The following is a 12,776-nucleotide window of genomic DNA, read 5'->3' on the forward strand; positions in this document are numbered from 1 at the left end:
CAAGCCGTGGCTTACCAGTCGCGCGCGCCAAGGATTTTCTCGCCCAGCTCGCTCAAACGCGCCTGCGGGTAGCGCAGCTTTTCCTTTTCCTGCGGGTCGCCAGGGAACGCATAGCCTTGCGGCGCACTGCGTTCGCGCCAGCTTTGCACGCGCCAGTCGCGCAACGACTGATTGTCTTGCTGGGCTGGCGTGAAGGAAATGTATTGCGCCAGGCGCACCTGGTCCGTGGACGTATTCGGGCGGATGCCATGCGCCAGCAGGCTGTTAAAGATCAATAACTCGCCTTTCTTCATGGCGATGAATTCCATCGGATACGGCACCGTCGCCAGATCCGGCTGCCACGGGTTGCGGTCAAGCGGCACCGTCTTGCGCCAGGCCAGCAAGTTGTTGAACAGTTCCGGATAACATTGAAAGCCGCCGCTTTCTGGCGAGGTATCGGACAGGGCCAGCACGCCCTGCACGTTGACGGGCAGCGGGTCGAGCGTGGTGTCGGCATCCCAATGGATGAAGCCGCCAAACTTGCGCTTGCCATTGTTCGGCGTGTTCAGGTTGGCGCGGTCGATGGTCACCCACAGGTCTTCGCGGTCCCAGATATCGACAAAGGCGTCAACCACGCGCGGGGTCTGGCGGTTATCCCACAGGGTCTGGTTGTGATAGGCCTCGACCATGCCGGAACCGTTGAGTTCCTTCATCGCGTGGTCGCGCAACTGCTCCTGGTTCCAGGTGGCGGGGTCGTGCTGGTCGAGTCCCTGGAATTCCCACAGAAAATCGGTGGTGCGCCGCACCTGTTCCGGCGGCACGGCATCCTTGACGATGACGTAGCCATACGTTTGCCAGTGTAAAAAATCGCTTTCGGACAATACGCGCAGCGGCAGCTGTTTTTGAATGTCGCGCAGCTGGGTTTGTTCCATGTAGGCCACGGAAGGGTTGCCTGGACGGTCTTCGCCGTACTGGTATTTGTCTTGCATCGCTGTCTCCTGTGTTGATGTGAGACAGATTGTGCACTGCCTGTGCGGGGCAAAATGCGCCGCTGGCGGCCAATACTGGTACTATCCTGACTATTCAAACGCAAAAAACGTCACAATGACGCCTTTATTTGAACAAGTCACGATACCGTCAGGCCACTCCTGGGGCTTGTTGTGGCGCGAACTCGAGACCATTCCCTTCATCTGGCACTACCACCCGCAATTCGAGCTGACCCTGACAGTCAATGCGCGTGGCCAGCGCTATATCGGCGACCATCTCGGTGATTTCGAACCGGGCGACCTGGTGCTACTGGGACCGAATTTGCCGCATACCTGGTCGGCCAGCGAACGCATCGACAGCAGCCGGCCCATGCTGGCCGTCGTCGTGTGGTTTTCCCTGGAGTGGCTGGAACAGCTGGCGGCCTGCTTTCCCGAATTGCAGGGCTTGCGGCAACTGGCGGGCCGCGCAGGCCCGGCCCTGCACTTTTCGCCGGAGACAAGCGCGCGTTGCGCCGCACAGTTGCTGCAATTAAATACGCTACCCGTGCCACAGCGCTTGCCGCTGCTGCTCGACGTGCTGCTGGCGCTGGCCGCCGATGGGCACGCGCAGCCGCTGGCATCGGCCGCGCAGGCGCCCGTGCATGGCGATGGCCAGCAAAAACGCATGGCCAGCGTGCTGGACTTCATGCATGCGCATTTCCGCGAAGAGATTGCACTGGAGACCCTGGCGCAGCGAGCCGCCCTGTCGCTGGGCGCGTTCCACCGTTTTTTCAAGCGCCACGCGCATTGCACGCCGGGCGAGTATCTGGCGCGGCTGCGCATCGGCCGCGCCTGCCAACAGCTGATCGAAAGCGAACTGGCCATCGCCGTCATCGCGCAGGAAGCCGGCTACCGCAACCTCGCGCATTTCAACCGCCAGTTCCGCGCCGCCAAGGCGGCCACGCCGCGCGCCTTCCGCCGGCACTACCGGCGCGGCGCCAGAGGCGCAGCGTAAATCCTTCCGGAAACGAAAAAGGGGATCAGATTTTACAATCTGACCCCCGATATTCTGGTGCGGCTGGCAGGAATTGAACCCACGACCCCTTGGTTCGTAGCCAAGTACTCTATCCAGCTGAGCTACAGCCGCCTAAGACAAGATTATAGCAGGGCTTTGCAGAATGGCAAAGGGCGTAGCGTGGAAATGTCACAATTGAGACGGCAATATGGCACCGACCTGAAATCGACTACCTAAAGCAATATCATCATCATCATCAGCAGCATTTACGAAGGCCGCTTTGCCGGTGGCGGCGTGCCGGGCAATGCAGGCAAGTACACGACGGTGCCGGGCACCTTGCTGACGACGGGCGGCATGATCTCGGGGCGCTCGGCATCTCGAATCACGAAGGGAAATTCCTCTCGGTCAACAGAGACGCCAGCCATCGCGCGAATAGCGCCGCGCCGGGCAAAATCCTCAGCCTGTCCAAGCTGGTCAACGTCACGCCATCAGTACGCGGGCGGAAACGAAAAAAACCCGGAAAGCGAACTTTCCGGGTTTTTTCACTACTGCTGATACTGGTGCGGCTGGCAGGAATTGAACCCACGACCCCTTGGTTCGTAGCCAAGTACTCTATCCAGCTGAGCTACAGCCGCAAACTCTTACATACTTCACCGAACGGCGCGAAGCTTGAAACTTTCGTCAAAACGAAGCGGACTTCATTTTGGTGATACTGGTGCGGCTGGCAGGAATTGAACCCACGACCCCTTGGTTCGTAGCCAAGTACTCTATCCAGCTGAGCTACAGCCGCAAAACTTCTACAACATCTCCGCTACTGCATGGAGGTCAAACTTTTTACAACAAAACCAGACAAAGTCTGATTTCCAGTATTCTGGTGCGGCTGGCAGGAATTGAACCCACGACCCCTTGGTTCGTAGCCAAGTACTCTATCCAGCTGAGCTACAGCCGCGCAGGCAAACATTATAGCGTATTCATTTCGCTTTGAAAAGTTCGATTTTTCAATCGCTTAGCTGATTTTGCAGAATGACGCCCCGCTCCATCCACCATCTTTTCATTGCCAAAAAGCTTGCGCCTTGCATCGATGAACACTTCTGCTTTCACAGTGGCATCCAGCGAATCGAGAAGTTGCTGTCTCGAAAGAAGCGGGATTATAGGGACTGCTTTCCAGCCTGTCCAGTGCTATCTGCAGCAGGACAGAAAACAGCTGTCGCGCCATGGCCGCACGCAAACGGCAAGCGTGCGGTGGCGCCTTGCCGCTTGGAGCTACAATACCAGCCATGCAGGGAGCGCTTGCGGCGCGCGACGATGTGCGGCGCACGCTCCCCGCCATGACCACTCACTAACTGAACTCAGCGACGGCACCACGGCCTGCCGCCCCGGCATGAGACGGCGGCCCGTGCGGCAGGCCCATTGTTGCAGGAGTCCCGATGGCCAAGCATGAACGCAAGCAAGACCTGCTACCGCCAGCGGCGCCGCTGGGCCTGTCGGAAGAGCGCCTCGCCAATCTGCTCGAGGGCATCACCGACGGTTTCAGCCTGCTCGACCGCGACTGGACCATCCGCTATATCAATACGCGCGGCGCCGACATGCTCGCGCCGCAGCGCCCGCTGGGCGTGAGCCTGGCCGGCAGCAGCCTGTGGCAAGCCTGCCCCGCCCTGCTGGGCACGGAAATGGAAACGCAGTTCCGGCGCGCCATGACCTCGCAGCATAGCTGCAGTTTCGAGCTCTACTATGAAGCGCTGGGCTGCTGGCTGGAAATGCGCATCTTCCCTTCCAGCGACGGCTTGACCACCTACATCCAGGACATCAGCCAGCGCAAGGCGGCCGAAGACCACTTGCGCCAGAGCGAGGAAGACTTGCGCGCGCTGGCCAATTCCATCCCGCAACTGGCATGGATCGCCAGCTTCGACGGCACCATCGCCTGGTACAACCAGCGCTGGCACGACTACACGGGCACTACCGCCCAGCAAATGGCGGGCGACGGCTGGAGCATCGCCTACGATCCACAATATCTGCCGCAAATGCTGCTGGACTGGAAAGCCGCCTTGCGCGACGGCACGCCTTTCGAGATGGAGTTCCCCATCCGCAGCGCCGACGGCCAGTACCGCTGGTTCCTGACGCGGGCCAACCCCGTGCGCGACCGGGGCGGCCAGCTGCTGCGCTGGTTTGGCACGAGTACCGACGTCGACCAGGTCAAGCGGGCCCAGGAAGCGCTGCGCGACGAGACGCGCGTGCTCGAATTACTCAACAGCACGGGCGCCACCCTGGCCAGCACCCTCGACTTGCCGTCCCTGCTGCAAGCGGCCGTCGACGCGGCCACGCGCATCACCGGCGCGCGCTTCGGCGCCTTTTACCATGACGACGAGAGCGATCCCGAGATCCATGGCGACTTGCCGCCGGCGCGCGCGGTGGCCGGCATCCGCCTGGAACAAGCCGACGCCATCGCCGCCGAACTGCGCGGCGGGCCGGCCCTGCGCAGCAATGAGCTGCAGGTGGCACCGGATGCCAGCGACGCCGAACTGCCGCTGCGCAGTTGCCTGAGCCTGCCCGTGCCCGCACGCACGGGGCAGCGGCCGGGACGCTTGCTGCTGGGCCACCCGCAGGCGGGCATGTTCAGCGCGCGCAGCGAACGCATCGTCTCGGCGATTGCCGCCCAGGCCGCTGTCGCCCTCGACAATACGCGCCTGTATGCGGCCGCCAGGCGCGCCGCCGAGGAACGCAAGGTGCTGCTCGACAGCGAACGCGAGGCGCGCGCCGAGGCCGAACGCACGAACCAGCTGAAAGACGATTTCCTCGCCACCTTGTCGCACGAACTGCGCACGCCGCTGTCGGCCATCCTGGGCTGGGCCCAGGTGCTGCGGCGCGGCACGCGCGACCAGGCCGACCTGCACCGTGGACTGCAAAGCATCGAGCGCAATGCGCGTGCGCAGGCGCAGCTGATCGAAGACTTGCTCGACATGAGCCGCATCACTTCCGACAAGGTCCTGCTCGACTTGCAGACCATCGAGCCGGCCGCCATCATTGCCTCGGCCATCGACACCTTGCGCCCGGCGGCCGACGCCAAGCACATCAGCCTGAACACGGCCATCGCCGACGACGCGGGCACCATCACCGGCGACCCCAGCCGCATGCAGCAAGTCATCTGGAACCTGCTGTCGAATGCCCTGAAATTCACGCCGCAAGGGGGGCGGGTGACTATCGACGTACGCCGCGACGGCGCGCGCCTGGCCATCACGGTGACCGATAACGGCGTCGGCATCCGCAGCGACTTCCTGCCGCACGTATTCGACCGTTTCCGCCAGGCCGATGCCTCGACGACACGCAAGCATGGCGGCCTGGGCCTGGGGCTGGCCATCGTCAAGCACCTGGTCGAGCAGCATGGCGGCACCGTCACGGCCAGCAGTGCCGGCGAAATGCAGGGCGCCTGCTTCAGCGTGCTCCTGCCGCTGAGCATGCCGGCCGCGACGGCACGCAAGCTGGGCAGCGCAGCGCCCGCCTTGTGCGACTTGCGCGGCATCAAGATACTGCTGGCCGACGACGAAGCGGACGCGCGTGAACTGACGGAGCGCATCTTGCGCGACAGCCATGCCGAAGTGCACTGCGCCGCCAGCGCCGAACAGGCGCTGCTGTTGCTGCCCAGCGTGCAGCCGCATCTGCTGGTGAGCGATCTCGGCATGCCCGGCACCGACGGCTTCGCGTTACTGGCGCTGCTGCGCGCCCGTCCGCCCGAACACGGTGGCGCGCTGCCCGCGCTGGCCCTGACGGCGCTCAGCCGTCCGCAAGACTGCCAGCGGGCGCTCGACTGCGGCTTCCAGGCCTGCCTGTCGAAACCGCTGGATCCCCTGGCCCTGCTGGCCGCCGTGGCGCAGCTGGCCGCCTCCGGCGCACTGATTCCTGAGCATGGATGCAATGTAAATACTTAATGCAAAGAAATAAATAATTGAGTACAAAATGACCATCCACAGGGGTTGGCCTTCCTACTTTCAGACGCGGCACTGTCCTACAAGCAACATCCAATAAATTTGCTACACTGAAATGAAGAAGTACACCTGTACGGCAGGCTGGAGACAGGCGACCTTGGCTGCCAGGAGAGGCTAGCAGCGGCCTCGTGCGCTGTTGTGCGCCCTATCTTATTGCAAGGCGCTACTATCGTCCCCACCCGACGTAAGCCGATTATTTGCGGTAGTAGCCAGCATTGCATAGACCGTATTCACCGAGACCACACATGCCCAGCCAAGATGAGATTTTGAAAGCCAAAATTTTGGTCGTCGACGACTCCCCCGACAATGTCGACCTGATGCTGGAAATCCTGCGTGATGCCGGTTATAGCAATGTCACGGCCACCATGCGCCCGGCCCAGGTATGCCCCTTGCACAAGGAGCATTGCTACGACCTCATCCTGCTGGACTTGCAAATGCCGGAATTGAATGGTTTCCAGGTCATGAAAGGCTTGAAGGAAATCGAACATGGCGGCTACCTGCCTGTGCTGGCGCTCACTGCCCAGCCCAGCTTCAAGATCGCCGCCCTGGAAGCAGGCGCGCGCGACTTCATCAGCAAGCCGTTCGACCTGATGGAAGTACACAAGCGCATCCACAACATGCTGGAAGTGCGCCTGCTGTACAAGGAACTGGCGCAATACAGCAAGCAGCAGCAGGAACTGGCCTTGCACGATCCGCTGACGGGCCTGCCGAACCGGCGCCTGCTGGAAGACCGCATCGAACACACCTTGCAGCAATCGGCCCGCAACCGGGGCAAGTCGGCCATCCTGTACCTGGACCTGGACGGCTTCAAGGCCATCAACGACAGCTACGGCCACGGCTATGGCGACGACATCCTGAAAATGGTGGCGACCCGCCTGGTGGGCGCCTCGCGCAAGGAAGACACGGTGGCGCGCATCGGCGGCGATGAATTCGTCATCGTACTGGGCAACCTGGCCGGCAAGGGCGACGCGCGCGAACCGGCCGCCAAGCTGATCGAAGTCATTTCCGAACCGTATTTCATCAATGACCTGACCCTGCGCCTGTCCACCAGCATCGGCATCGCCATCTATCCGGACGACGCCACCTCCGTCGAATCACTGCTGGGCGTGGCCGACACGGCCCTGTACGAAGCCAAGCGCGCCGGCAAGAACCGCTATTGCTGCTCGCCCCACGAAGTGATCGTGCCACAAGTCAACATGCAAAAAAGCAGCATTCCCTCGATCGCCTGAGGCGATGCGCACTGACGGTCGCGCCCTGCCATGCATCGGCAGGCGAATAAAAAAACCGGCACGCCCCGCAAGGCATGCCGGTTTTTTAATGGCCGAGCGGATTACTTCTTGCCGGCAGCGGCGGCGTGCTGGCCCGCATGCTGGTGATCCGTCTGCGCGTCGACAGTCTCGGGCGGCACCTCGATGCGCGTGATGCCCGCATCGACGGAAATCGGATCGCTGGCGGGGAAGGTCATTTCCACGGCGTCATCGAGCAGCTCTTCCTTGGCCCGCTCTTCGCCGCTCATGCCCTCTTCATCGGCCAGTATCGCCAGGGCGCTGGCCCACTTGACGAAATTGAGGTTGGACAATTCGCGCACGGTGGTCACGCCAAACGCCTGCTGCAAGGCCTTGGCATCCTTCGGGCTGACGCCACGCAAGGCGCTGATGGGGGCGTTGACGATGTCGCGGAAGCTTTTGTCGGCATATTCCTGGTCGACGATGGTATCGATATTCATGGCATGTCCTTTCATTACGGTAAAGGGCCGGGGGCACCCTGCGCCAGATGGCGTCTTTGCTGCATGGAGATAATGCACGCCCCCACTATGGCAGGGCCGCGCGGGCCGGTATGTGCGCAGCCGTACGTAGCACGCGCAAAGCCTGGCGCCACCCGCACATGACACGATGATTAATATTGTGCATAGCACAAAAAAGATGGAAGGAGATTAAAATTGCCTAAAAGACAGAAATTTTCCATCCATGCGCCCTGTGATGAAATCCTCATGTATGATCCACCACTTGAATTTGGTCTTTCCTTTCACCATTCACGGGGCGCTATGTCCGCACAAACAGATCCGAACAAGGAAACGGCCCAGGCCGATGCGGAACGCGCCGCCGACCTCAGCGAGCTGCTGGGTCACGTCAATACCAGTTGGGATAACGAACGGCGCGCCCTGTCGCGCCAACTGCATGACAGCCTGGGCTCGTCGCTGACGGCGCTGACCATGCACCTGTCGCTGCTGACGCAAAAGATGCCGCAGGAAGCGGCTCTGCTCGACCGCGCGGCAACCATGAAGCAATTGCTGCTGAATGTCATCGAAACCAACCGCCAGATGCAAATGAAGCTGTGGAATGACAAGCTGGAGTTTCTTGGCGTGAATGTGGCGCTGGGCGAACTGGCCGCGCAATTTGCCGAGCAGCACAAGATCACCGTGCGCTGCAGCCTGCCTGAAGATGAACTGATCTGCCCGCGCAACGTGGGCGTGGCCCTGCTGCGCACCCTGGAAGAAGCGCTGAGCAACATCGCCACGCACGCCCAGGCCAGCGAAGTGGACATCATCATCGATGACAACGACGACGCGCTGATGATGACCATCAAGGATAACGGCGTGGGCTTGCCCGCCAGCGAGCCGGTGGAAATGAGCAAGCACGGCCTGCGGTCCGTGCGCGAAAGAGTCCACTATCTGGGCGGCACCCTGAGCCTGACAGCCAACCCGCAAGGCGGCACGGCCCTGACCGTCATCCTGCCGCGCGTGGCCCCCAAGGAATAACCGCTGCCCCGCTCAGCGCGGCAGCGGCGCCAGCCCTTCAGGCAATACCAGCAGCGCGCCCAGCACGGCACGGCGTTCGGCGTGGCCGGCCAGGCTGCACAGGCCGCCATCGAGCACGCGCAGGAAGTGTCCCACACGCAGCACATCCGTCAATTGCAGCATCAGTGCCGCCTCGGCCAACTGGCCCGACGTCAGGGTCAGCGCCAGCAGGCTTTGCCAGATATCGGCTTGCGCCGTTTTCCAGCCAGTCGAAGCGAGGAAAGCGTGGAGCGGCTGGCCCAGCGCTCCCTGCACGCGCTCGAGCAAACTGGCAGCAGGCAGGTCGCCGGGCAAGCCTTCCAGTTCCGTGCGCCACAAGGGGAAACGCGCCAGCGGCGCCGGCAGCGCGTCCAGGCGGGCGACGAAACTGGCCCTGCCGCAGCCATTCATGCGGAAATGCATGGCATGGCGGTGCATCTGCGCGGCCGCATCCTCACCAGTACACGACAGCAGCAGCTGGTAAAAATCCAGACTGGCCGCCTCCAGGCCCAGGCTTTCCAGGGTCAGATAGTGCCATGGGGGCGTGCCCGAAGCGGATTCTGGCGGCAACTGCGTGGAAGTGTCATGCATGGCGGACTTTCGGCAAGTGGGTCAGTGGAAAAATGCGTGGAATGTTGCCGTGAGTATAGAGGCTTTTGCATGCCGCGCCCCATTGCCGTGCTGGCTGGCGCCACCCGCGACGCGCATCGGCTAGACTTGCGCGATCTGAACGACAAAGGGAGATGGCATGCAACGAACCGCAAGCACCTTGCTGGCAGCGCTACTGGCCATGGGCGCCGCGCAGGCCGCCGACAAACCCGTGCCACCGCCCGACACGGTCGACAAACTGGCCTGGCTGGCCGGCTGCTGGCTGGTCGATGGCGCCGAGCCCGGTTCCGGCGAGCAATGGAGCACGGCCGCCGGCGGCACCCTCCTCGGCACCAGCCGCACCGTCAAGGGCGGCAAGACGACGGCCTTTGAATTCGTGCAGATCCGCATCACCGAGCCGGGCCAGCTGGCCTACATCGTGCAGCCGTCGGGACAGCCGCCCGTCATCTTCAACCTGCTGCGCCAGGACAAGCCGAACGAGTTTATTTTCGCCAACCTGGACAATGATTTTCCCAGCCGCATCATCTACCGCCACGACAGCGAACGCATCTTGCACGCCAGTATCGTTGGCACCTTGAAGGGCAAGTTCACCACCATCGACTTTCCCATGACACGGGGCCGCTGCGAGGCGGCGCCCGTCGCGCGCAGCAAATAAAAAGGGGCCTCGCGGCCCCTTTCAGCGGTGAAACAATTGATTGCTTAATGCAGCTTGACCTGCGGCGTGCTGCGCTTGATCAGGAAACGCCCCATGGCCATGACGGCCGTGCGCACGCTGCCCAGCACGGCATTGTGGTGCATCAGGTGCAGGCTCACATACATCATGCGCGCGACAAAACCTTCGACGAACCAGCTCAGGCCCTTCAGCGAACCCATCAGGGTACCCACGGACGTGGTGCGGCCGAACGACACCAGCGAGCCGTAATCGAGGTATTCATACGCTTTGGTTTGCGGCGGCTTGCCCTTGGCTTGCAGCATAAATGTTTTCAGCAGGTAATCGGCTTGCTGGTGGGCAGCCTGGGCGCGTGGCGGCACCAGCTTGCCATCCGGCCCGGCGCAGGCGGCGCAGTCGCCCAGCGCAAAGATGTTCGCATGGCCCTGCACATTGAGCATGCCCGTCACTTCCAGCTGGCCGGCGCGGTTGGTCGGCAAGCCCAAAGTCGACAGGAATTCCGGCGCGCGGATGCCGGCCGCCCACACGCAGATATCGGCCGCATAGCTGGTGCCGCTGGCAACCGTCACCTTGTCGCTGTCGATGGCCGTCACGCGCGTGTCCGTCACCACCGTGATGCCATGCTTGTGCAGCAGTTTCGAAGCGGCGAGCGAGACGCGTTCAGGCAGCGGCGCCAGGATGCGCGGCGCGCCTTCGAGCAAGGTGATGCGCACGTCCTTGATGGCATTGAGGTTCTGGAAGCCATAGGCGGCGTAGACGCCGCTCGCTTCGCGCAGCTCGGCCGCCAGTTCCACACCGGTGGCGCCGCCGCCGATGATGACGATATCGACGCCCGGATGGCCCGCGTCGCCCTGGCGCTGCTCGGCCATGGCCAGCAGCTTGAGCAGGGTCAGGCGAAAACGTTCCGCGTCTTCCGTGGCATTCAGGGAAATCGTGTTTTCCTTGGCGCCGGGCACGCCGAAGTAATTCGAGGTGCTGCCCACGGCCAGCACCAGCTGGTCGTAGCTGACAGTACGCTGCGGCAAGAGTTGCTCATCCTTGTCCGTGGCGATGGCACCCACGGTCAGGCTGTTCGAAGCGGCGTCGAGCGCGATCAGGGGTCCGTAGACATAGGTAAAACCATTGTCATGCGCCAGCATCTGGTATGACAGCCCTTCCTGGTGGATGTCCAGGGTGCCTGCCGCCACCTCATGCAGCGAGGGTTTCCAGATATGGTAGAGACGGCTATCGACCAGGGTCACCTGGCCGGCGCCGAGCTTGCGGCTAAGTTTGCAGGCCAGCTCCAGGCCGCCTGCTCCGCCACCGACGATTACGATTTTACTATGCAAATATCCTCCTGATTGCTTGTTTAGTCCCTGTGCCCGTTGCCGTTACCTTTGCCGTTGCCGTGACCATTGCCATTGCCCCTGCCCGGCTTGTTGTCATGCTTGTCGCGCTTGTCGTCATGCTTGTCAAAGTGCTTGTCATGCTTGTTGTCATGACGGCCGCGGTCACCGTAATCGGGACGGCCATGGTCGCCATGCTGCTGGCGATAACGGGGCACATACTGGTTGTTATACCAACTATCCTGGACGAAATATACCTCTTGGTTACAGGCATTATACTTGCGGCAGTGCTTGGACCAGTTTTTCGCATGGCCAGGCGGCACGCGCAAATAGATGGGACGGGCCGAATAGTATTGCGGGCGCTGCACGATGACAGGCTGGGCATAGATCAGTTGCGGCGCGGGATAGTCGCCGATGTCGAGGCGTCCGTAAAAGCCTGGCTGGCCGACGGTAACAGAGACGCCGACCTGGGCGACGGCAGCGGTGGCTGCCGACAGCAAGGCGGCAGCAAGGATCAGGGTTTTCATGAGGACACTCCTTTTATCAGTTATGCCGCAATTGTAGACCTTGTTCGGCCTGCCGTTTGTGCGCAAGGACACATAAGGAAAGTGTCACACGCTCACCACAATTTGCCTAAAGGCACGACAAAACCGCTGAACAGCGACCAGTCCGGCGAGGCGCCTGTCAGTCCTCTGGCCATGCCGAGATCGATGGCCAGGCGCGGCGTGGGACTGTAGCTGGCCGCCAGCAAGAGCTGGGCCGTGGCCGGCGCGCCGCGCAAACGCGTGCCCGACACTTCCACCGTGGCACCCCAGCGCGCACTGACAGGTGTGGAAAATGACGCCGCCCAGCCCGTTTGCACGCTGCCCGTGCCGGGGTCCGGCGCGCCCAGGCGCGTGGCGTTCAGGTTGGCATCCATGTGCACGGCGCCCAGGTCGCGGCTGAAGATGCCATTCAACGATACATCGCTCTTGCCGCTGCCGATCGTCTCCCTGGCTGTCGGCGCCTTCCAGCCCAGCTCCAGGCCCAGGGCCGTGGCACTGTCGAGCAAAAACGCCCGCTTGAGCACCACGGTGGTGTCGCCCACGCCACTGTCGCGCCGGCCGGTATCGTCGCGCGCCCGCACATAGCCCTCGCCTTCGAGCAGCAGGCCCCATTCCGGCGTGAACGCCAGTTTCAAGGTGTACGGCAGGCTGGCGCGCCGTGATTCGTCCGTTTTGGTCGACAGGCCGCCCAATTCGAACTCCAGCTGGCCCGGCACGGGCAGCTGCGCGGGACTGGCAACGGAGGGCCGATAAGGCAGCACGGGCTCGCCATCCTGCGCCTGCGCCAGGGGCGCGAGCAGCAGGGATAAGCTCAGGAGCGGCAAGGCCAGGGACGACGGCATGGGTAACTCGGCAATAGTAAGCAACGGCATCAGCCTACCACCACCGCGACTGTCTTGCTGGCGGCGGCCC

Annotated in this window: 12 protein-coding genes and 4 tRNA genes; 5 read left to right on the top strand and 11 right to left on the bottom strand. The window is 62.4% G+C overall.

All coding sequences use genetic code 11. The features are described from left to right. Positions 1–11: 11 nt before the first annotated feature. Positions 12–968, bottom strand: coding sequence for a phytanoyl-CoA dioxygenase family protein (locus tag JaAD80_RS04820; protein WP_102293127.1), 957 nt, complete (start codon positions 966–968; stop codon positions 12–14). A 115-nt stretch (positions 969–1,083) separates the two neighbouring features. On the opposite strand from JaAD80_RS04820, the gene JaAD80_RS04825 reads away from it, so the two are divergent. Beyond that, a complete protein-coding gene (locus tag JaAD80_RS04825) occupies positions 1,084–1,959 on the top strand; it encodes an AraC family transcriptional regulator (protein ID WP_102293128.1) in 876 nt (291 codons plus the stop codon). A gap of 55 nt (positions 1,960–2,014) precedes the next feature. Here the strand turns inward: JaAD80_RS04825 and JaAD80_RS04830 are convergent. From JaAD80_RS04830 to JaAD80_RS30560, 5 genes are all read right to left on the bottom strand, one after another. After that, positions 2,015–2,091: transfer RNA gene (locus tag JaAD80_RS04830), tRNA-Arg, on the bottom strand. Positions 2,092–2,517: 426 nt separating this feature from the next. Then, a tRNA-Arg gene (locus JaAD80_RS04835) sits at positions 2,518–2,594 on the bottom strand. 78 nt (positions 2,595–2,672) lie between these two features. Then, positions 2,673–2,749 (bottom strand) — tRNA-Arg (locus JaAD80_RS04840). 82 nt (positions 2,750–2,831) lie between these two features. Beyond that, positions 2,832–2,908: transfer RNA gene (locus tag JaAD80_RS04845), tRNA-Arg, on the bottom strand. 11 nt (positions 2,909–2,919) lie between these two features. Beyond that, positions 2,920–3,060, bottom strand: coding sequence for a hypothetical protein (locus JaAD80_RS30560; RefSeq protein ID WP_180979303.1), 141 nt, complete (start codon positions 3,058–3,060; stop codon positions 2,920–2,922). Positions 3,061–3,386: 326 nt separating this feature from the next. Between JaAD80_RS30560 and JaAD80_RS04850 the strand changes: the two genes are divergently transcribed. Both JaAD80_RS04850 and JaAD80_RS04855 read left to right on the top strand, forming a co-directional pair. Beyond that, positions 3,387–5,882, top strand: coding sequence for an ATP-binding protein (locus JaAD80_RS04850; protein WP_102293129.1), 2,496 nt, complete (start codon positions 3,387–3,389; stop codon positions 5,880–5,882). Between the two features lie 302 nt (positions 5,883–6,184). Then, entirely contained in the window at positions 6,185–7,168 is a 984-nt protein-coding gene (locus JaAD80_RS04855; RefSeq protein ID WP_102293130.1) for a diguanylate cyclase domain-containing protein, read from the top strand. Between the two features lie 101 nt (positions 7,169–7,269). Here the strand turns inward: JaAD80_RS04855 and JaAD80_RS04860 are convergent, their stop codons facing one another. After that, positions 7,270–7,665 carry a hypothetical protein gene (locus JaAD80_RS04860; protein ID WP_102293131.1) on the bottom strand — a complete coding sequence of 132 codons (396 nt, stop codon included), beginning with the start codon at positions 7,663–7,665 and terminating at the stop codon, positions 7,270–7,272. A 318-nt stretch (positions 7,666–7,983) separates the two neighbouring features. Between JaAD80_RS04860 and JaAD80_RS04865 the strand changes: the two genes are divergently transcribed. After that, entirely contained in the window at positions 7,984–8,697 is a 714-nt protein-coding gene (locus tag JaAD80_RS04865) for a sensor histidine kinase (protein ID WP_102293132.1), read from the top strand. A gap of 12 nt (positions 8,698–8,709) precedes the next feature. Here JaAD80_RS04865 and JaAD80_RS04870 read toward each other — a convergent pair whose 3' ends face one another. Then, positions 8,710–9,306 carry a hypothetical protein gene (locus tag JaAD80_RS04870; RefSeq protein ID WP_102293133.1) on the bottom strand — a complete coding sequence of 199 codons (597 nt, stop codon included), beginning with the start codon at positions 9,304–9,306 and terminating at the stop codon, positions 8,710–8,712. Positions 9,307–9,463: 157 nt separating this feature from the next. On the opposite strand from JaAD80_RS04870, the gene JaAD80_RS04875 reads away from it, so the two are divergent. Beyond that, positions 9,464–9,979 (top strand): DUF6265 family protein, encoded by a 516-nt coding sequence (locus JaAD80_RS04875; protein WP_146012256.1) that lies wholly within the window; start codon positions 9,464–9,466, stop codon positions 9,977–9,979. A 44-nt stretch (positions 9,980–10,023) separates the two neighbouring features. Here the strand turns inward: JaAD80_RS04875 and JaAD80_RS04880 are convergent, their stop codons facing one another. The 3 genes from JaAD80_RS04880 to JaAD80_RS04890 form a co-directional block, all read right to left on the bottom strand. After that, positions 10,024–11,322 (bottom strand): NAD(P)/FAD-dependent oxidoreductase, encoded by a 1,299-nt coding sequence (locus JaAD80_RS04880; protein WP_102293135.1) that lies wholly within the window; start codon positions 11,320–11,322, stop codon positions 10,024–10,026. 20 nt (positions 11,323–11,342) lie between these two features. Next, complete coding sequence (locus JaAD80_RS04885; RefSeq protein ID WP_102293136.1) at positions 11,343–11,846, bottom strand: hypothetical protein; 504 nt, start codon at positions 11,844–11,846, stop codon at positions 11,343–11,345. Between the two features lie 92 nt (positions 11,847–11,938). Continuing rightward, on the bottom strand, positions 11,939–12,706 hold the full coding sequence (locus tag JaAD80_RS04890) for a transporter (protein ID WP_102293137.1): 768 nt from the start codon (positions 12,704–12,706) through the stop codon (positions 11,939–11,941). Positions 12,707–12,776 lie beyond the last annotated feature (70 nt).

The organism is Janthinobacterium sp. AD80, assembly GCF_002878455.1.
In the GTDB taxonomy this organism is placed as follows: Bacteria; Pseudomonadota; Gammaproteobacteria; order Burkholderiales; family Burkholderiaceae_D; genus Janthinobacterium.